At 35.9% G+C, this 20087-nt stretch carries 25 protein-coding genes; 6 read left to right on the forward strand and 19 right to left on the reverse strand.

What is annotated here, in order from left to right:
* Positions 1-42 precede the first annotated feature (42 nt).
* The 13 genes from Q4Q16_RS03315 to Q4Q16_RS03375 all read right to left on the reverse strand — a co-directional run bounded on the left by Q4Q16_RS03315 (position 43) and on the right by Q4Q16_RS03375 (position 12649).
* A complete protein-coding gene (locus tag Q4Q16_RS03315; protein ID WP_303346266.1) occupies positions 43-1179 on the reverse strand; it encodes a tetratricopeptide repeat protein in 1137 nt (378 codons plus the stop codon).
* 9 nt (positions 1180-1188) lie between these two features.
* Positions 1189-1896, reverse strand: coding sequence for an anaerobic ribonucleoside-triphosphate reductase activating protein (locus tag Q4Q16_RS03320; protein WP_303346268.1), 708 nt, complete (start codon positions 1894-1896; stop codon positions 1189-1191).
* Positions 1896-2996 (reverse strand): histidinol-phosphate transaminase, encoded by a 1101-nt coding sequence (gene hisC / locus Q4Q16_RS03325; RefSeq protein ID WP_303346269.1) that lies wholly within the window; start codon positions 2994-2996, stop codon positions 1896-1898. The genes Q4Q16_RS03320 and hisC overlap by 1 nt, the downstream gene beginning before the upstream one ends.
* A gap of 3 nt (positions 2997-2999) precedes the next feature.
* Positions 3000-3482, reverse strand: coding sequence for a gamma carbonic anhydrase family protein (locus tag Q4Q16_RS03330; protein WP_303346270.1), 483 nt, complete (start codon positions 3480-3482; stop codon positions 3000-3002).
* 11 nt (positions 3483-3493) lie between these two features.
* Positions 3494-4777 (reverse strand): bifunctional sugar-1-phosphate nucleotidylyltransferase/acetyltransferase, encoded by a 1284-nt coding sequence (gene glmU, locus Q4Q16_RS03335; RefSeq protein ID WP_303346272.1) that lies wholly within the window; start codon positions 4775-4777, stop codon positions 3494-3496.
* Positions 4778-4961: 184 nt separating this feature from the next.
* Positions 4962-6299 carry a phosphoglucosamine mutase gene (glmM, locus tag Q4Q16_RS03340; protein ID WP_303346273.1) on the reverse strand — a complete coding sequence of 446 codons (1338 nt, stop codon included), beginning with the start codon at positions 6297-6299 and terminating at the stop codon, positions 4962-4964.
* Positions 6300-6309: 10 nt separating this feature from the next.
* Entirely contained in the window at positions 6310-7548 is a 1239-nt protein-coding gene (locus Q4Q16_RS03345; protein ID WP_303346274.1) for a 2,3-bisphosphoglycerate-independent phosphoglycerate mutase, read from the reverse strand.
* A gap of 74 nt (positions 7549-7622) precedes the next feature.
* Positions 7623-8324, reverse strand: a complete 702-nt coding sequence (locus Q4Q16_RS03350; protein WP_303346276.1) for a TIGR00297 family protein — start codon at positions 8322-8324, stop codon at positions 7623-7625.
* A 248-nt stretch (positions 8325-8572) separates the two neighbouring features.
* Positions 8573-9154, reverse strand: coding sequence for a 30S ribosomal protein S3ae (locus Q4Q16_RS03355; protein WP_303346277.1), 582 nt, complete (start codon positions 9152-9154; stop codon positions 8573-8575).
* A 320-nt stretch (positions 9155-9474) separates the two neighbouring features.
* Positions 9475-10032 carry a flavodoxin family protein gene (locus tag Q4Q16_RS03360; RefSeq protein WP_303346278.1) on the reverse strand — a complete coding sequence of 186 codons (558 nt, stop codon included), beginning with the start codon at positions 10030-10032 and terminating at the stop codon, positions 9475-9477.
* Positions 10033-10106: 74 nt separating this feature from the next.
* Entirely contained in the window at positions 10107-10427 is a 321-nt protein-coding gene (locus Q4Q16_RS03365) for a NifB/NifX family molybdenum-iron cluster-binding protein (RefSeq protein ID WP_303346279.1), read from the reverse strand.
* Between the two features lie 10 nt (positions 10428-10437).
* Entirely contained in the window at positions 10438-11196 is a 759-nt protein-coding gene (gene mtnP, locus Q4Q16_RS03370; protein ID WP_303346281.1) for an S-methyl-5'-thioadenosine phosphorylase, read from the reverse strand.
* 4 nt (positions 11197-11200) lie between these two features.
* Entirely contained in the window at positions 11201-12649 is a 1449-nt protein-coding gene (locus tag Q4Q16_RS03375; RefSeq protein ID WP_303346283.1) for an RtcB family protein, read from the reverse strand.
* Positions 12650-13070: 421 nt separating this feature from the next.
* Here Q4Q16_RS03375 and Q4Q16_RS03380 point away from each other — a divergent pair, with 421 nt between their 5' ends.
* Positions 13071-13196, forward strand: a complete 126-nt coding sequence (locus Q4Q16_RS03380) for a hypothetical protein (protein ID WP_303346285.1) — start codon at positions 13071-13073, stop codon at positions 13194-13196.
* 27 nt (positions 13197-13223) lie between these two features.
* Here the strand turns inward: Q4Q16_RS03380 and Q4Q16_RS03385 are convergent, their stop codons facing one another.
* The 3 genes from Q4Q16_RS03385 to Q4Q16_RS03395 all read right to left on the reverse strand — a co-directional run bounded on the left by Q4Q16_RS03385 (position 13224) and on the right by Q4Q16_RS03395 (position 14206).
* Positions 13224-13361, reverse strand: coding sequence for a hypothetical protein (locus tag Q4Q16_RS03385; protein WP_303346286.1), 138 nt, complete (start codon positions 13359-13361; stop codon positions 13224-13226).
* Between the two features lie 77 nt (positions 13362-13438).
* Entirely contained in the window at positions 13439-13759 is a 321-nt protein-coding gene (locus Q4Q16_RS03390) for a hypothetical protein (RefSeq protein WP_303346288.1), read from the reverse strand.
* 33 nt (positions 13760-13792) lie between these two features.
* On the reverse strand, positions 13793-14206 hold the full coding sequence (locus tag Q4Q16_RS03395; protein ID WP_303346290.1) for an archease: 414 nt from the start codon (positions 14204-14206) through the stop codon (positions 13793-13795).
* 88 nt (positions 14207-14294) lie between these two features.
* Here Q4Q16_RS03395 and Q4Q16_RS03400 point away from each other — a divergent pair, with 88 nt between their 5' ends.
* Positions 14295-14474 (forward strand): hypothetical protein, encoded by a 180-nt coding sequence (locus Q4Q16_RS03400; RefSeq protein WP_303346291.1) that lies wholly within the window; start codon positions 14295-14297, stop codon positions 14472-14474.
* 107 nt (positions 14475-14581) lie between these two features.
* Here the strand turns inward: Q4Q16_RS03400 and Q4Q16_RS03405 are convergent, their stop codons facing one another.
* Genes Q4Q16_RS03405 through Q4Q16_RS03415 form a run of 3 tightly spaced genes read right to left on the reverse strand, consistent with a single transcriptional unit; the run spans position 14582 to position 17143 of the window.
* Positions 14582-15691 (reverse strand): ORC1-type DNA replication protein, encoded by a 1110-nt coding sequence (locus tag Q4Q16_RS03405; protein WP_303346293.1) that lies wholly within the window; start codon positions 15689-15691, stop codon positions 14582-14584.
* 33 nt (positions 15692-15724) lie between these two features.
* Complete coding sequence (locus Q4Q16_RS03410; RefSeq protein WP_303346295.1) at positions 15725-16444, reverse strand: 6-hydroxymethylpterin diphosphokinase MptE-like protein; 720 nt, start codon at positions 16442-16444, stop codon at positions 15725-15727.
* A 51-nt stretch (positions 16445-16495) separates the two neighbouring features.
* Positions 16496-17143: a YitT family protein gene (locus tag Q4Q16_RS03415; protein ID WP_303346297.1), complete on the reverse strand. Its 648-nt coding sequence runs from the start codon at positions 17141-17143 to the stop codon at positions 16496-16498.
* 149 nt (positions 17144-17292) lie between these two features.
* Here Q4Q16_RS03415 and Q4Q16_RS03420 point away from each other — a divergent pair, with 149 nt between their 5' ends.
* The 4 genes from Q4Q16_RS03420 to Q4Q16_RS03435 all read left to right on the forward strand — a co-directional run bounded on the left by Q4Q16_RS03420 (position 17293) and on the right by Q4Q16_RS03435 (position 20058).
* On the forward strand, positions 17293-18435 hold the full coding sequence (locus Q4Q16_RS03420) for an alanine--glyoxylate aminotransferase family protein (protein ID WP_303346299.1): 1143 nt from the start codon (positions 17293-17295) through the stop codon (positions 18433-18435).
* 393 nt (positions 18436-18828) lie between these two features.
* Positions 18829-19242, forward strand: a complete 414-nt coding sequence (locus Q4Q16_RS03425; protein WP_303346301.1) for a GerW family sporulation protein — start codon at positions 18829-18831, stop codon at positions 19240-19242.
* 2 nt (positions 19243-19244) lie between these two features.
* The gene (locus Q4Q16_RS03430; RefSeq protein WP_303346303.1) at positions 19245-19805 is read left to right on the forward strand and encodes a DUF2953 domain-containing protein; all 561 of its coding nucleotides are present in this window, start codon (positions 19245-19247) and stop codon (positions 19803-19805) included.
* The gene (locus Q4Q16_RS03435) at positions 19798-20058 is read left to right on the forward strand and encodes a hypothetical protein (protein WP_303346304.1); all 261 of its coding nucleotides are present in this window, start codon (positions 19798-19800) and stop codon (positions 20056-20058) included. The genes Q4Q16_RS03430 and Q4Q16_RS03435 overlap by 8 nt, the downstream gene beginning before the upstream one ends.
* Positions 20059-20087: the final 29 nt, after the last annotated feature.

The following is a 20087-nucleotide window of genomic DNA, read 5'->3' on the forward strand; positions in this document are numbered from 1 at the left end:
AAACTAACGGCTGTTAGTTAAAAAAATTTTAAAAAAAATAATCTAGAGATACTCCAGGCACTCCTCTTTTAGGAAAAACGCATCTTCATTATCTGGGCTTCTAAGTAAAACCTTGTTAAAACTGTCAATAGCCTCTTCAAACTTGCCCAGTTCCATTAAAACAACACCTTTATTAAGTAAAAAATCAATGTTATACTGTTCTAGTGAAATAGCTTTATTAAAACACTCAAGAGCCTTGTCAAGCTTACCCAAATCAATATATGCATTGCCCATCCTATTTATAGCGGCGGCATCCATTTCAGAATCATCCAGACAAACCTCAACAGCCTTGTCAAAAGATTCAATAGCCTCTGCCAGCATTCCCATATCGGTCAGCAAGTTACCTCTTGAATTCCAAACCTCCGGATTTTCGCCATCAATAACTATAAGCTTGTCATAAACCCTCAATGCGTCATCATATCTTCCAAGCATTTCCAAAATAAAACCTCTCCAGTACAGAACAATCGGACTGCTTGGACGATAATTATAGGCAAGGTTGCTCACTTTAAGAGCCTTGTTAATGTTTCCAGAGTTCAGAAGAGCAATGGCCTTGTTGTTTAGAATATAGATGTTGTCAGGTTCCATATCCAATGCCTTGTCATAACACTCAATTGCATCCATAAACCTGCCCAGCCGGGATAAGTTATCTCCCTGCTTGTTTAGAAGGTAAATATCATTAGGATCCAATCTTAAAGCGGCATCATAACACATTGTAGATTTATCAAACTTGCCGCTGTCAAATAAAATATCTGCCCGTTTAGAAATCATCGCCTTTTCATCGATTTTATCTCCTTTCCACTGGCTGATATCGATTTTTTCAAAGTGAATTATTTGGAATTTATCAAGAGGAGACAATCTTCCGCCATACATCTTTTTAAATTCTTTTAACATATCCTTGGAATCTTTAAATCCTTCCTGGCGTGCCAATTCATCATTGCCTTCAAGCTCTTCAAAAGACAGGTCTTCAATCCTGGTAACAAAAGCTTCAAAAATCTTCATTTTTTCTTTAGAAACTAAATTCCAATAGCAGTAAAGCCTATCTCCAACTTTCAGAGGAGTTTTCCATGCTTTGCGTATGGTTCTTGTTTTTTTACCAGTGATAACATCAATATCATTACTTGAAAAAGATAAAATCGGCATAAGATGCTCCTATTCAATTATTTGTTCTCCAAATTCTCCTGATTTGACTTTAACAACACCGTCAAAATAGGGTTTGATTTTTTTGGCCAATTTCACCAAATCATGAGGATTTGGAACTTCAACTTTTTCCAAAGCCGGATCTAAAACGTTTTTATTTCTGAACTGCTGAATTGTATACACATCAGCTTCAATATCATTTACAATATTTAAAATATCCTTTTTGGTATGTAATGTTGGAACAAAAGTAGTTCTTATTTCCAGATGGACTCCTTCCTCATTTATTAAATCCATTGATTTTTTAACCTGGGAACCTACATTAGATCCGGTGATTTTCTTATATTTATAAAATGTTGTTTTAACATCAAGAGAAATATAATCAAGCAGATTCAAGTCTAAAATCTCTTTGAGATGACTTGGATAAATTCCGCTAGTGTCCAATTTTGTTTTCAAACCCAAACTGCGGACATACTTTAATATTTCAATTACTGCATCAGTTTGCACTAACGGCTCCCCTCCTGAAATTACAACAGCATCTAAAAAATCTGCCGAAGAGTCGATTGTGTGTTTTATCTTTTCAAAAGACCATTCAGTTTCATCATCCAGAAGCTCCACATTATGACAATATCTGCAGGTTAACGGACATTTTGACATGAAAATAACCAGAGACATATTTCCATGAAATTCCACTGACGAAATAACTGTTCCTCCAATATACATTACGCTAAAACCTCTTTTAGAATTTCAATGAATCTCTTATCCTCTTCAAGAGTGCAGATACTGATTCTAATCCAGTATTCATCCAATCCTTTAAATGAAGTGCAATCCCTTACAATGACACCTTTTTTCATAAGTTCCAAAGCCAGCTGTCCGGCTGTAAAACCTGTGTCCCTTATGTCGATTAACATGAAATTGGACTTTGACGGAAATACATAAAGCCCGTCAATCTTTGAAATTTCATCATATAAATACTGTCTTGACTCAATACCTTTTTTGATAGACTCTTCAATGTATTCAGTATCCTTAAAAGTGTTTAATGCAGCAGCAAAAGACAGTCTTGTAAGTGAAAAGACAGGTTTGATTCTGCGCATGTACTCAATAATTTCAGGACACGCAAGACCATATCCTATTCTCATTCCCGCAAGTCCCAAAACTTTTGACATTGTACGAATGATGAAAATATTGTTGAAATCATTGATTAAATCTTTATTGGTGACTTCAGAGTATTCAAAGTAAGCCTCATCAATAACAATCAATATTTCCGGATTTTTAGAAGCAATATCAACCAATACTTCTTTATCAATCAGTGTCCCGGTAGGGTTGTTCGGACTGCACAGAAAAATCATTTTGGTTTTATCGGTTATTGCATCATATATTGAATTGACGTTTAGTTCGTTTTTTTCCAAGTCCCATCTTGCATAAACAGGTTTTGCACCATATTGCATTAACAGATACTCGTAGTACATATAAGATGGCAGAGGAACTATGAATTCATCTCCAGCATCGATAAATGTTTTTGCCAGAACATCAATGATTTCATCAGCACCATCTCCACCCACAATAACTTGCGAATCGTCAACACCGGAATATTCCGCTATCTGCAAGACCAATTCCCCCAATTGGGATTCGGGATACCTGTTTATTGAATTAATTTCCCGTTTAATAGCTTCCATTGCTTTGGGAGAAGGACCCCATGGATTTTCATTGGAGCCCAATTTAATAATATCCTCTTTATTTAAGTTAAAATCTTGAGCAATCTCATCCTGGGATTTTCCAGGAACATATGAATCCATTTCATCAACGATTTTTCTCGCTTTCATATTTTAATCTTCCTTATACTGTTTGGAAAGTCTTACATAATTATCTGCATTGTTTTGAATTAATTCTGTCTGTTCAGGGCTTAACTGTTTAACCGCTTTTGCTGGAATGCCTAAAATCAGACTGTTTTCAGGAAATTCCTTGCCTTCACTTACAACGGCTCCCGCTCCAACAATGGAATTTTTAGAAATGTGTGCCCCATCTAAAACAGTGGCATTCATTCCAATCAATACATTGTCGTCAATCTTACAGCCATGTACAACAGCACCATGACCAACAGATACATTATCCCCGATTTCAACAGGGAATCCTTTAGTACAGTGGACAACACAATTATCCTGAACATTGGAATTGTTTCCAATAGTTATTGAGTCGACATCTCCTCTTAATATGGCACCGTGCCAGATAGATACGTCTTCGCCTAATTCAACATTTCCAATTACTTGTGCGCCAGGGCATATTACAACAGAGTCTTTAAAATTTTCCATAATATCGCCAGTTAATCTTTTTTTGCTTTTTTATCTTGAATAATATAATTCTGTTTTACCAATACTCTTGTATCGGAAGGTACATCATCATATAATAAAACTCCAGAACCTATAGTGGAGTTGAAACCTACTTTTACACCCGGAGAGAAACTAGAGTTAATTCCGGTTTTTACTGAATCTCCAATGATTGATCCGAACTTTCGCCTTCCACTATCAATCATCTGATTTTTAATTTTAGTTTTTACTGATTTGTTATCAAAACGTAAATTTGCAATGTTGGTTCCGGCTGCAATATTACAGTTGGAACCGATTACGGAATCACCAACATAACTCAGGTGGCTAACATTAGTGTTTTCCATAATAATCGAATTTTTGATTTCGACAGCATTTCCAACATGGACATTATCTCCAAAGTAGGAATTGCCCCGAATGTATGAATTCGGCCCGATATCACAGTTTTTACCGATGAACACATTGCCTTCAATATAAACTCCGGACCTGATTATGCTTCCTTCGCCTAAAACGACTTCACCGTGAATATGGGCACCATCTTCTATTACTCCTTTAATATCGGTTTTAATATTGGAAATTAACTCTTCGTTAACTTCAATTAACTCCCATGGACGTCCAACATCAATCCAGTCCTTATCGGTTTTATGGCCCATTACAGTTTTTCCGTCTTCGATTTGCAAAGCTACGGAATCTGTAATTTCATATTCTCCCCTCTTGGAAATTTCTGTTTTATCGATTTTATCAAAAATATCCTCGTTGAAAACGTAAATTCCTGCATTGACCAAATTACTTGGCGCCTCTTCTTTTTTAGGTTTTTCCACAATGCTTCTGATATTTCCGTTTTCAATTTCAACAACACCAAAAGCAGACGGATCTTCCACTTCAGTTAAAAGCATTAAAGTGTCGGGTTTTGATTCCTCGTATTTCTTAATAAAATCCTTGATAATCTCATCGTCCAATATGATGTCCCCATTTAAGACAATTAGACTGTCCTCAATGAAATCCTTTCCATAAGAAATAGCATTAGCCGTGCCTAAAAAGTCTTTTTGCATTTTATAAGTAATGTTAACTCCAAAGTCACTTCCGTCGCCAAAGTAATCCTTAACCATTTCCCGTTTATAACGGACAATTAACAAAATATCTTTAATACCGTTTTTTCTTAATGATTCGATATTATATTGCATTATTGGCTTTCCAGCGACTGGCAACATAGTTTTAGGCTTAGTAAGTGTTAATGGCCTCATTCTTGACCCTTCACCAGCACTTAAAATAATCGCTTTCACTTTTGTTATCCCCTTAAAAATTCTATTATAATGATATATAATTAACTTGTTACTTATTAATTAAGTTTGCTAATTGAATTCAAGTAAATTTAAAAATCAGGTGTGTCTATAAAAAATAAAAAGATATTATTAAATCTATTTTAGGCAAATAGATTTGATTATTAATTTATGGATTTTGCGGAAACTATAAATTTTCATTGATTATTTCTACACAGACATCCTTAATTTCTTCAGCTCTTGAGGCATCTCTTGATTCCAAAGTTATTCTAATGTAGTCTTCAGTTCCGGAAGGCCTTACAAGCACCCAACTATCATCTTCAAATGTCAATCTGACTCCATCAAGCGAATTTACATCAACAATATCATCAAATGCTCCGACAAGCAAATCTTCCATGTTCTCCATCACTTCGGTTTTGGCTTCCTTAGAGCATGTTATTTTTTCACGGATGTTTGGATAAGAAGGGATTTCGTCTAAAAGGGCTGAGAGCTTACCGTTCCTAGATACTATTTCAGCCATTCTCAAACCTGAAAGGATTCCATCAGGACACATGCAGAAGTCCGGGTGCAGCCAGGTTCCTGAAGGTTCACCTCCGAAGCTTGCATCTTTTTCAATAATGGCTTCAGCAACATTTACATCCCCGACAGGAGTTCTTATAACTTCTCCTTTTACAGATTCATCCATGCATAATCCTGCATCAACGGTTGTTACAATATCTCCGTCAAATTCTTTGGAAATTAACGCCAAAAGCGAATCAAATGGTGAAACATTGCCCTTTTCATCAACAGTAATCATCCTGTCTGCATCGCCATCGTGGGCAATTCCCAAGTCAGCCCCAATAGCTACAACAGTTTTCATTAAAGTTTGTAAATTCTCTTCATTAGGTTCAGGGTTTCTTCCGGGGAAAAATCCGTCCGGTTGTGAGTTAAGGGTTGTAACTTCACATCCCGCTTTTCTAAACACCAAAGGAGATATTTCACTTCCCGCACCGGAGGCACAGTCAATTACCACCTTCAATCCTTTTTTAATGTCAACCAAATCAACCAAATCATCGACATATTCCCCTTTGATTTCATCATTAACACTTAATTTGCCGACATTGTCCCAAGTTACTGAAATATACTTCTTATCTGAATATATTTCTTCAATTTCAGCTTCCTGTTTGGAGGTGTATGCCATTCCGTTTTTATTCCACAATTTAATTCCGTTATATTGAGACGGGTTGTGGGATGCTGTTAACATTATTCCCGCATCGGCATTGAGCTTTTCGGCAGCATAACCAACCAATGGAGTTGGAACCATACCAATTTTTACAACATCGATTCCGCTTTCAAGCAATCCTGCACAGATAGCCTGGTCAAGCATTTTATTTGTTGTTCTGGTATCGTAACCTAAAACTACAGTTCCCTCATTACCTAAGTAATAAGCAAGTGATTTACCTACATTCAATGCAAGTTCACATGTTACTTCAGAGCCTATTTTTCCTCTAATTCCTGATGTTCCAAATAGTTTTTTAGCTACCATATTAATTCACCTACGCACCGAATTTATGAGCATAATTCATTAAATCCATCATAATGTTCATTACATCTGACCCTCTGATTCTGTTAAGTCCGCCCTTAGCACAGGCTCTTTCAGAAAATTCCTCCACATCATCAACCCTAACTTCAGGACCTCTGATTATTACAGGCACAGGGTCTCCTGAGTGATTCATTACAGAAATCGGAGTTGAATGATCAGCTGTTAGGTAAATATAAACGTCTTCGAGTTTAATAAGTTCACTCATTATAACCTCATCGACTTTTTCAATGAATTCCTTTTTCTCCTTAGTCTGACCGTCATGGCCTGCTTCATCTGCACCATCAATGTTTATTAGGAAAAAGTCATGGTCTGAGTTTTTAACCTGATCAACTATTGTATCACGGATATTATCCAGATTAGTGTCAATTCCACCAGTTACATCTTCCATTTCAATAATGTCCATACCTGCAAATCTGCCTATTCCCATAATAAGACCGGTTTCTGCAATGCATGCTGAGTTGATTTCGTATTTTTCATTTAATGATTCGACAACAGGAACTTCACCTGCACCGCGAGGAATAACAATATTTGCCGGAGGCATTCCGTCCTCAATTCTTTTTAAGTTAACTGGATGGTCTTTAACCATTTCATATGTCTTTACTACAAGCTGGTTTAATATATCGGCAGTTTTTTTAGCTTCAGGTGTGTCATCTAAAGCCTTAACTTCTTTAGGTTTGTTGCCTTCAACCTTAGGATCAGCATCGCTTACCTTATCAGAGAGTCCTTCTCCCCTTAAAACTAAAACTGCTCTGTGGCCGGTGGATTCTTTAAATATTATTTTAATATCAGGATAATCTTCCAGAACCATTTCGTTTAATGCTTCAACTATTCTGTCAGTTCCTTCTTTGATTCTTCCAGCACGCCTGTCGGTTACAGTCAAATCTTCATCTGCAGTTGAGAAATTGCATCTAAATGCAATATCGCCCGGAAGAACATCTACTCCAACTCCGTTAGCTTCAAACGGACCTCTTCCGGTGTATACTTCATAGGGATTGTAACCTAAAATAGAAAGGTGTGCGGTGTCACTTCCAGGTATAATTCCCGGAGCAATTGAATCCATAATCCCAGTAATTCCTTCTTTAGCCATTTTATCCATATTAGGAGTATTGGCTGCCTCCAAAGGAGTTTTATTACCTAATTCTTTAATAGGGCGGTCACTCATACCATCCATAATTAAAATAAGTCCTTTCATAAATATCACCAAAATAACACTAATATAATCTTTATTTTCATAGTTAAATAATTTATTTAAAAAAGTAAAAAAAATTAAATCAACAATATTCCGACAATTGCGCCGAAAATTGTTGCAAGCAAATTAACATGCTCATTGGTTAGCCATCCCTGATTTTCGAAAAGTGCACCTAAAATGCTGTCAATGAAACACCCAATAGTTCCTGAAATGACTGAAACCACGATTACAAAAATCGGATCATGCATAATATTAAGCAGATATGCAGCTATACCGATAATTGTTGCACCTGCAATACCTGAGACAGTTCCCAGAACAGAAATCGCTCCATTTGTACCTGGATCCACTTTCTGAAGAGTAGTTATTAAACGGGGATGAGGGTCCAGAACACCAATTTCAGAAGCAAGGGTATCTGCAGTCGCTGTTGCAATTGCTCCGATGAAACCTCCGACAAATGGCAGATAGTATCCTCCGAAAGCAGCCATAAAACACGCCACCACTCCATTTGAAATAACATTTTTAGAAGTTCTTCTTCCTTCAAATTCGCCTAAAGACATCTTATACTTTTTAGAAAATTTAGTGGCAAGCAAAGACATGACAAGGAATAGCACAATCAATAATAACCAGTTGGCTCCAGCTGAAAAAATAATTACAATCCCCATAACAATCATTACTGCTGAGCCGAATAAATCAAGGGATTTTCTCCTATAGGTGATGAATCCTAAAACAAATAATAGTATTACATACGCCCAATTTATTATTATATCCTCCATTTTCAAGCACCTTATTTACAGTTATGTATGTTCAAATTCTTATAAATAAGTTTAGATAAATAAAAAACAGGCAAATTGCAGATTATAATGTTTTTTTAAAAATAGATTCCTGTAAAAATTTATAGCCAAGTTCCGTTTTTATCCGAAAAATCAATCATCATTTTAACGAATTGAATGTCAACTCTAAAAGATTTAAAAATAAAAATAAGCCCATAAAAGTTTACAGACTAAAAAAAAAGAAGTAGTTAAGTAATCTATTTGATTACTTTACTTTTGATAATTTCCACTCTTTTAAGTGGGTAGATTTTTTTAGCGTTGTGATAAATTTCAGATGCTAATTTACCGTTTACAACAATTTTAATCAATTCATCAAATGAATTTTCAGCTGCCGCTTCAACGAGCAATTCTTCGATTACTTTTCTCATGTATTTTTGTTGGGAAGATTTTGCTCTTCTAATAGTTACAGCAAGTACATGAAGTTTAACTTTACGGCCGTCTTTGGTAGTTACAACAGTTGAAGCATCGATTCTGGAAGTTCCTCTTCTAATCATACTTCTTACATAGTCTGTGGTAGTTTTGTGTCCGGTAAATTTAGTGTTTGCAACCTCACCTGCAACATTATCAATTTCGAATCTGAGTTTAATGTATTGTTTTGAGAAGTCTCCGGTTAATTCTCTCATAGTAACTTCTACGCCTCTTCCAATTAGAAGTTCTGGATCTCTTGCTGGAGTTTCTCCGATTTCTTTATCTTCAAAGTTCACTGGTGTTTTAACAGTATACCAGGATTTTTCTTTCCATGTGTCACGTACTCTACGTCTTGCTTTTGCTTTTGCCATTATATCGACCCTTTAAAATTATATATTAATATATTATATTAGCGTTATGCCATAAAATTTATAAAATAGTCTTGAAATTAATTATAGTACTCAAACTAAACTGTAAAAGTGATTTAAACTAATAATAAAGTTACAATCGTTAATTCGACTATTATAAGATATTCTCTGCTTATTTAAAGAGAATATGTTTAATTAAGTTTTAATTTATAAAATCCGCCCATAAAGGTTGTTATTAGTTATTTTGTTTATGATATATAAATATTTTTGAAATTTTAAAATTAACCCGAAATTTCCATAAAAATAAAAAAAAAGAAAGAATTTTACATCATCCAGTCAACTAAATCCCTGACCTGTGCCTGCTCATCATCACTAGCTGCAAATGCATCTGGAGTATTGTTATTTCCCAAAATAACGCTATCATATGCACCGAAACCAACTACTGAAAATGAAAATCCTGTTTGGGCTGCAACAGGTTCTGCATTTTTAACTGCTTCTTCATTTCCACCCATAGTGAAAACGATTCCCAATTTTTTATCAGGAGATGGAACATCCAAACCTTTAGCCGGATTGAAAACCCCGTAGAACCTGTCGATTACAGTGTGAAGAGGCCCTGGCAAACGTCCGAAATAGATTGGTGAGACTAAAAATGCACCATCGACATCTTTTAAATCAGCCACCAAATCTGTAGCATCATCATCAATAGCGCAGTGGTTCAGTTCCTTACAGGCGTTGTCTGCATGACAGTAGGTGTAATCTTTCTCATATATATTCCAAATTTCGACATCATTATCTCCTAATGAGTCTTTGATAAATTCAGCGATGGAGTCTGAATTTGCCCCTTTGCGAGGGCTTCCGGTAATAATTATATACTTAGACATGTTTAAAAGTAAGTCTTTTAAAGTATATATAGATTAAACAGAGGAGGGAATTATTTTACTCATATTGAAAGTTGCTAATTTTTCATGAAGTTATAATGATCAACATATCTCTTTAATACTTCATCAATAGGTCCCTCGTCCATTACAAGTTTTAAACCGACTTCATTAGCTTTGACCTTAGATTTGAATCCGTACTGAACAGAAATTAAAACATCACAGTCACTGCAGGCTTTAATAACCTTGCCTCCCTGATGTTTTGAATCCTCTTCTATTTCAATGTCTCTCTGTTCGACGAATCTGATTTCATCCCCGTAATCATATACGTAAATAGATTTTCCCTTTCCGAGGTGCAAATCAACATTTGCCCCGTCGGATGATACAACTGCAAGTCTCATAATTATTCTCCTACACTTCAGCGCCGTCTAACGCATGACGGCAATCGCAATCAGGCAAATCTTCAGCATTTCTTATAAAGCCGTAAATCAAATCAAGGAGTTCTGTTTCTTTACTGCTGACCATTTCAAAGACTTCATCGATGGTTAGATTATTCGGTGAAATGCCTGCCGCATAATTGGATACAACACATATTGAATTATAACATATTCCCCTCTCACGAGCAAGAGTGACTTCAGGAACTCCTGTCATACCCACCACATCTCCTCCAAGCATTTTAAACATTTTAATCTCTGCAGGAGTTTCAAAACGAGGCCCCTCAGTACAGACATATGTTCCGCCCAGAATTACATCACCTGATTTGGCCAGAACATCCCTTAAAGTCGGACAATAAGGTTCAGTCACATCAATGTGAATAACCTTGTCCTCATAGAAAGTTTTGATTCTGTTTTGTGAGAAATCCAAAAAATCATCCGGAATGACAAATGACCCGGGTGCCATGTCAATATTCATGGACCCTACTGAGTTAGTGGCAATAATTTGGGTAACGCCAACTTCCCTTAAAGCATCAATATTGGCACTATAATTAATTTTGTGTGGAGGAATGGAGTGATTTTGAGAATGTCTTGGAATAAAAGCCACTTTTTTAGAAAATATTTCTAAAATGGAGACATTTACCTCACCATAATCTGTTTTAACTAACTTTTCACTGCAGGAGTCTGCTTTTTTGGTGATTTCGTAAACACCGCTTCCTCCAATTATGCCGATCATGAAATCATCCTTTACAAACAGACAGAGGTCTGACTTTAGCTACCAACTTGGCAATGCCCGCTTCATCAGACACCCTAACTACACTGTCAACATCCTTATAGGCCCCAGGAGCCTCTTCTACAATTACGTTTTTACTGGTGGCTTTAATTTTAATGCCCCTTGAAGCCAGATCATCAGTAATTTCATCTGCATTATAATCTTTTTTGGCTTTAGACCTTGAAAGTATTCTTCCAGCGCCGTGAGCAGTAGAACCGAAGGTTTCCTCCATTGCAACATCAGTTCCATGCAAAACATATGATGCAGTTCCCATTGTTCCGGGAATCAATACCGGCTGGCCCACGTCCCTGTATTTTTCAGGGACTTCCTCTCTTCCAGGTCCAAATGCGCGTGTTGCACCTTTTCTGTGAACCAAAACTTCCTCTTCACGGTTGTAGACCTTATGAGTTTCCATTTTAGCGATGTTGTGAGCAACATCATAGACAATATCCATTTCCATTTCTTTTGCGGATTTTCCCAAAACTTCCTCAAAGGTTTCACGAACCCAGTGAGTCATCATTTGCCTATTTGCCCATGCGTAATTGGCCGCAGCAGCCATTGCCTGAATATAATCCTGAGCTTCTTTTGAATCAAGGGGAGCACATGCCAACTGTCTATCGTCAATGCTGATTTTGTATTTTTTATAAGCCTTATCCATTACCCTCAGATAATCAGAACAGATTTGATGGCCGCATCCTCTTGAGCCTGAGTGAATCATAACCACAATCATTCCCTTTTCAAGACCGAATACTTTTGCCACTTCCTCGTCATATATTTCATCAACAACCTGAACTTCAAGGAAGTGATTGCCTGAACCGAGAGAGCCCAATTGAGGAATTCCTCTTTTTTTAGCTTTATCAGAAACAATGCTTGAGTCAGCATCAACCATTCTTCCATTTTCCTCTAAAACTTCCAAATCTTCACTCCATCCATAGCCGTTTTCAACAGCCCACTCAGCACCGTAATCAAGCACGTCATTAATTTCGTTTTCGTCAAGCTTGATTTTGCCTTTGCTTCCAACGCCTGACGGGATGTTTTTAAACAGCTTTTCTGTAAGCTCATCCAATTTTCCGTCAATATCATCAATAGTAAGATTGGATTTGATTAGTCTGACTCCGCAGTTAATATCAAATCCGACTCCCCCTGGAGATACAACACCATTTCTTAAAGAAAATGCCGCAACACCCCCTATTGGAAAACCGTAGCCGAAATGGATATCCGGCAGTCCGATGGAATATCTCTGAATACCCGGAAGGCAGGCAACATTAACAATTTGTTCAATAGCCCCATCTTCAAGACTGTCAAAATATTCATCAGCAATATAAAATCTTCCAGAAGCCCTCATTTTTTTGTTAAAAGACCCTGGAATCTCATAAACATTATCCCTAACTTTTTTAATTTCATCTTTAATACTCATAGAAATCACAAAATTATTATATTTTAAGGTTTATTCCCAATATTATAAATAATATACTCATCCTTTATATGCAGGCAAATTTTTTTATAAAATTCATTTAAAAATTTTGCTGAAAAATTAATTTAAAAAACAGAAAAATAAAGATTAAATAAAACTTTAAAAAAAGAAAAAAAGGTAAAAAGCCTATTTTTTACCTTTTAACGGTCTTAAACCCAATAGAGCCAAAACCATCAACAAGGCTAAAATAGGATTACCTGTAGCATGTTTAACATCGACTGATTTATTAATGTCAGTGTTTTGATTTTCAACAGATGAATTGCCAGGAATATCTGTACCGTTTGTTGAATTATCCGGATTATCAGTACTGTTGCCTGTTTGATTTCCAGGAACTGTGCTGTTTTTAATAACTTCTGTTGTGTTATTGGCAGTCAGATTACCTATATTGTCTGCGCCTGCAACTACAACATTGGTGAAATTACCTGTTTTAGTTGTTTTGAAGAATATTGTGAAATTAGCTGACTTGCCTGCAGCTAAAGAACTATTGTAGATGAATTTATTTTACATTTTTATCCCATTAATCACCTGTAAAACCAGCGTAAACCAGACCCTCAAAATTATTCTCAATTACATAACCATTTTCAACTGCAGCCACTAGTGTTTTTAACAACAGCTGCAAAGTTAATCTGACGAAATAACTAAATAACAGACCCATAAGCTATTTAACAACACTATTTTTGCAAAAAGCACATAAAATAAACTGCAAAACCAATAAAATTTAAAGAAAATAAGTTATTTTCTAAATAATGCAGAAATTCCTGCAGCAAGTAAAAATATTGCACTTAAAATATTAATGTACTCTGATCCAAGAATAACAAACATTGTTGCGATTATAAATCCAATACCTGCAATTTCAGAATTCTTTTTAACATATACACTTGATACCAATCCCAAAATGGATGCTAAAATAGCAAGAAGGCCGAAAAGCGGAGTATGAGCATTTCCAAGGTTTTCCAAAATAATCAAAAAAGAACCTGAAAACATACCGATGATTGAACCTATAATACCAAATATCCTTTCAAAGTTTCTTGATACGGTTCTAGTTCTTTTCATGAAGATAATTATGTTTCCAATATTATATATAATTTATAAATCAACAATAGCCTGGACTCTTGCAGGATTTGTATCACTGACTTCCATCTTGTGAAACGTTATTGCTTTTATTTCTGATTTTCTCTCGTGTTTTGAAAAATCAAATGATTCTCCTTTGATCGTTGCTTTTAAACGGAAGTTTTCATAAATCTCAACATCAAATTCTGAAAACAGCATGAAATCCACTTCATGGTAAAACAAAAGCTCTTCTAAAAAATCATACAACATGGCCACGTTGTCCTGAGAGGTTATTTCAAAGGATATCTCTTTTGACGGTTTTACATCACAAGTGTTGGAAATTATATTAAAAATAGCCAATCCCGCATTTTCAAATGCTTCACTCAGGTTTTCTCCATAAGCCTTAAAACCTATATCTGCAGTTACATCGAAATATTCGAATTGTTTCATAGTTTACCCCAAACAACATTACTTTTCAAATGCTCTCTTACTCTTTTTTTATATTAGTCATTTAACAATTTTAAATATAGTGATTAACATGTTCGAAAATAATGACACCACAATTCAAGTAGATTTAAGGAAAAAAAGCAGTTTAAAGGACGAAATAATGTTTAAAAACATTGACATTCAATCTTGCATGGTAATGCTTGTAGCAATAACAGCATTACTTTTATCTGTTATTTCTGTTGTCGCAACTCAAAATCCATACATCATATAATGGATTTGATTATTTTTAGAATACCAAACCCTTAGTTGCACATTAGACCAAGCTTACCATGCAACAATCTAATGTTAACAGAAACAAAATATGATTTTCAGGAAAAACTAAATGACATAGTCATCAGGGGTAAAACGCAATATAATTTCTCTAGAATTTCCTCTAACCCCTTTTCCTGTAAATTTAGTATCAATCAATCGTACAAATTCCAATTTATCCAAGGTTCGATTAAAAGAAGCGTAACTGGAACTTGTTTTTTCAATATACATTTCAGCCAATTCACCAGCTTTACAAACACCTTCCCATCCGGCAATCATCTTTAAAAGACTTTTCTCAGCATCATTTAATTTCTTTAGAGTTTCTGAAAAATCAACTGAAACCAATGAGTCGACGGCTTTGTCAAAATGTTCCTGTTTGATTTCACGGCTGGCTGATGCTTCTGCAAAATTGCCGCAGGATTTTAAAAGATTAATGCCTGTTCTTAAATCCCCGTTTTCATGAGTATACATTGCAACCTGTTCCAATATGTCATCTGAGATAACTCCAGGGAAAAATCCTGCTTTTGCCCTGTTTTTTAAAATATCTTCAATTTCAGGATATGTGTAAAGCGGAAAAACTATTTCCTGGGGAATAAATACAGTATTTACGTTTTTGTCAAATGCGTATTTGAATTCCAGATCAGAGAGTATTGCAAAAATAGCTGTTCTGACACCAGGATATTCCTCATATGCCCTCAGCATGTCATAAAACACCTTATTGGCTGATTTTGAGTGGAACAAATAATTAACGTCATCAAGCGCAATAACAAGGGATTTGTTATCTTTCTGAAGATTCTGCATGATTTGGTCATATATCCTTGAAAATGGAACTCCTGTTTCCGGTGGAAGATGGCCGAAAATCTTTTTGTAGATTTGTGAAAATATTCCGAAACGGGTTGTGTGAAGTTGGCAATTGATATAAACGCAAACTACCTTTTCTGTGTTTTTTTCAACTAATTCAAATACTTTTCTAATGGCTGTTGTCTTTCCGGTTGCAGGAGAACCTAAAACAACCGCATTTGAAGGCTGGCCTCCTTTCATGGCAGGCCTTATTGACATTGCCATTGCTTCCATTTGAGTGTCTCTGAAATTATAATCCTGAGGCACATAATCCGGATCAAAGGCGTTTATATTTTGAAAAAGGCTTTCATCATACATTAAAATATCTTCAATTCCCATGTTATCTACATCTATATTAACTATTATTTATTATTAATTCAATAAATTGACTATTTCAACCGGTTCATTTTCCAATATCCATTTGGTAAATTCCTCAGCATACACCAGCTTTTTCTTTTTAAACTCGTCTGCATCGCCGACGTCCTGAGACATGTCAGGTCTTGAATATTTAGTTACCCTATCTCCGAAGTCCATTCCTGCAAGTGTGATTTCCCGTGCTCCAAGTGCAACCGCCAGGAACAATGCCCTGTCTCCATCGGTGAATCCTCCGAAGTTGTAGAGAGTTCCTACAGGCTGTGACTGAGTAGTTCCAAGCACATTATTGAAAAATGGAGTCAATGAAGCTATTTTATCAATATTGTCTCCATGGGCATGAACTACAATGTTTGCTCCGTTAATGTTTGCCAGGAGAATATCGTCAAGATTCCCGTCAAGGTCGGTAGCTACAATATCCGGAAAAACCCCCTCTTCAATCAGAGCAGTCGTTGCGCCGTCAGCTGCAAGCAGCACATAATCTTTCAGGTCATACTCTTCATTTAGCATTTTAATATGTTCTTTAAGAGACGGTCCGGCTCCAAATACGATGAATTTATCTGAAAATCCCACGATTTTTGATAAGTCGTTTAGTGTAAGGCATTCCTCAGTTGATAAAATTTCATCCAATAGCTTGGCTGATTTTTCATCGCCGCTTCTTGAAAATCCGAAATCGTCAATGATTTCTTTATAATATTTTTCCCAGAGACCAAATTCCATATTAAAACCTCGTTATATATAAATTGACCATCAATCATTAAATAATTTATTCTATTTTACCTCATTAACATAACTGCCTGTAATGTAGGCATACAGGTTGTTAATTTGCCTTAGGGTAAAGCCCACCATAAATGCCGCAATTACCGTTCCGATGTTGACTGCTGCAAATACGTCTGTATACCACAATCCGCACATTATCAGAGATATAATAACCATTGAAGCGTCAAAGCATATTTTTATTGTTGAAAATCTCCACTGGCTGACAAGTGCAATGGCCTCAACACATCCTTCCCCCGGAAGAGGGGCGATATTGGCAGGCATGTAAATGAATATTCCGAATGCAGTTAAAAATATGCTGATTAGCATAAACAGAATGCACATCACAGGTGTCGGGTTAAGCGGAATAAATGAAACAGCATAAAGTGCAACATCAGTGAAAAATCCGAATAGTATGCAGTTGATCAGCTGAAGCAGCCTTTTTTTATGAAATCCCGATTTCAGAATTAAAAACTGGATAAGAATCAGAGCCGCATTAAAGACAAACGTCGTGATTCCAATGTTGATTTTTGTAATTATCGCAAGAGAATATGAAATTGAACTTATGGGAGTTGTTCCAAGCATTGATATGATTGAAAAGGCCACTCCAAATGACATTATAAAAAGACCAACTACAAACAATATTATTCTTTTAGCAAACATGATACCGGCCTTAGCGTTTTTAGAAATTAAATTTGAAAATCCAGTTTATATTATATATTACAAAATATTTAAAAGCAATAAAAATTAAAAATCTAATTAGCTTTCAATAAGCTGATGTACAAATTATTTTTATAATGGAGGAAACTTTAATGGATGAAACTTTATTAATGCTTCCGGGTCCAACAACAGTGCACCCTAGAGTGCTTGCTGCAATGTCTAACGCTGTTGTTAACCATAGAGGAGCCAAATATGGAGAAATTTTAACAGAAACAAATAAATTAATGTCTGATGTTTTCCAAACCTCTAATGACTCATACTTAGTAACAGGATCTGGAACTGCAGTAATGGAAGCGGGCGTAAGCAATACTGTTGCTTCCGGTGAAAAAATACTCAATGTTGTAGGGGGAAAATTCGGTGAACGTTTCATGAAAATAGCCAACACTCATGGAATCGACACTAAAGAGTTAGCAGTAGAGTGGGGAACCGCTGTAACTCCTGAAGCTATTAAAGAAGCTTTGGATGCTGATGAAGATATTAAAGCAGTAACTGTAGTTCACAATGAAACCTCTACCGGAGTAGCTGCACCTATTGAGGAAATTGGTAAAGTAATGAAAAATTATGATGCGCTATATATCGTAGATACAGTATCTTCCCTTGGCGGAGATTATGTTGATGTGGAAAAGTTCGGAATCGACGTTTGCGTAACCGGTTCTCAGAAATGTATTGCAGCACCGCCGGGAATGGGCGCAATTACTTTAAGCGACGATGCATGGGCTGCTGCAGATAAAATCGACTCACCTACTTTCTACCTTGATATGAAAGCTGCAAGAAAAAGTGGAGATAAAGTGCCGCCTCAAACTCCTTATACTCCTTCAGTATCCTTAACTTATGCAATGAACGAAGCTTTGAAAATGATTGTTGAAGAAGGTCTTGAAGCAAGAGTTGCACGCCACCACAAAGCTGCTGAAGCAAGTGTGGCTGCTGTTAAAGCATTAGGTTTAGATTTATTTGCTGATGAGGCCGTCTCCTCTGCAACCGTAACTGCCGTTAAAATTCCAGAAGGAATTACCGACAGCGAATTTAGAGGAACTGTTCGTGACAAGTACGGTGTTGAATTGGCCGGAGGACAGGACCACCTGAAAGGAAATGTTTTCAGAATCGGACACATGGGAAATATTTCATACAAAGAGCTGACCCAGACTTTTGCAGCTATCGGTATGACTTTAAAAGGTTTAGGTGCAATTGAAGACGCAGGTGCCGGTGTGGCATCCATTGCAGAATCATACTTATGATTCTGTTTTTATATTTTTTTAAACTGAATTTTTAGTAATATATTTTTTACATCTTCTTTTGTTATAAGTGATAAGTTACACTTGAAATGCACCTCTTCAGACATCACCTTAAAAACTTATAAGTGAAAAGTTACACTTGAAATGGATGTCTCTAATTTTTGGACAGTATAAGTTATAAGTGAAAAGTTACACTTGAAATTTATGTCTTTAAAATAAAAAAAGTATTACAGAACATGCAGTCTTGATCTCAACATTTAATAAGCATAGCCATCACAGCATTTGAGGTAATGGAAAAATCAATGCTGAAAAATTACACCTGCCGATTTCTATGAAAATTGAAAAATATTTTAAATATTAAAAAACAAAGTTAAACCATTATTAGGATGTGAAAATATGTCTGAAAATATCAAAACAACTGTAGAAGAATTACGCAAACTTATTAATGTAGACAATGTAATCGGCGAACCTATCGAAACCGAAGATAAAGTCCTCATTCCAGTAATGAGAATGGGAGTAGGATTTGGAGTTGGAGAAAAGATAATAGGAAGTGAAGGCGGTGCTGCAGGTGCAGGTGCTGGTGTCGAACCGATTTCAATGGTGCTGATTCCTAAAAAAGGAACTGACAGCGAAGGTGTCCGCGTACTTAACTTAAGCAAAGGAAGTGACACAAACAAGGCATTGTCCGATTTCAGCTTGCTTGTAAGTGACTTGATTAAAAAATATGTGGATTCAAAAGAGGAAAATAACTACGACGAATCAGAATATATTGAACCAGAATTTTCCACAACCGACGATAAAGAAGAATAAACATGTCAGACATCCTATTGATGATTATTTTTATAATCATCCTCTTCATCATCATACTGCTTTTTATTGGAGTTAAGATAGCTATAATTTACGATAAGACAGGCAGTAACTTTAAGGGATGTTTAGACATATACGTTTTAAGAAAAATCAAAGTTTATTCAACCAGATTTCCATCATCCGAGAAAAAAGAAGACGAAGAAGAGAAAGGCGAAACCGAAATACTCGAACTGGCCAAACCCTGTTTTGAAGATTTTAAAATATTTTTAAAATCCTTTGTAAAATGCATCCGTGTGGAAAAGCTTGAAAACCATCTTGTTTTTGGTCTTGACTCCTACGTCGAGACTGCAAAATATATTGGCTACATCTGGGGATTGCTTGTAATTGTAAATGAAGCTCATGAAAATGCCATGCTGAGTGCTGAACCATCATTTAATGGAAGCGTTTTTGATTTAAACGGAGACAACGAACTTGAGATAAATCTCCTGAAATTGATTCCGCCAACTTTAAGACTGATGTCTAAAAAAGAGGTTCAAGCGTTGATTAGAGGTGTTATACATGGATAAACATGTCAGGGACTTTATTTGCGATAAGGCAGACATCTGCATAACATCAGAATATAGTTTTCGCGACATCTGCGGATTTACATTTGCATTTAAAACCGAAATTGTCCATATAAAAAACCGGATCAGCTCTGCATCAGCCGCTCCTGTTGGAATTATCTATAAAGAGAATAACGAATTTTATTTAGCCCCTCTTGCTAAAAAAGTAAACGTTAGCGAAGTCATCATGCATTATGTTAAATACCACATGGATTGAATATTAGTTTAACCTCGTTAAATTGCCTT

This window comes from Methanobrevibacter sp. (assembly GCF_030539875.1).
Lineage (GTDB): Archaea > Methanobacteriota > Methanobacteria > Methanobacteriales > Methanobacteriaceae > Methanocatella.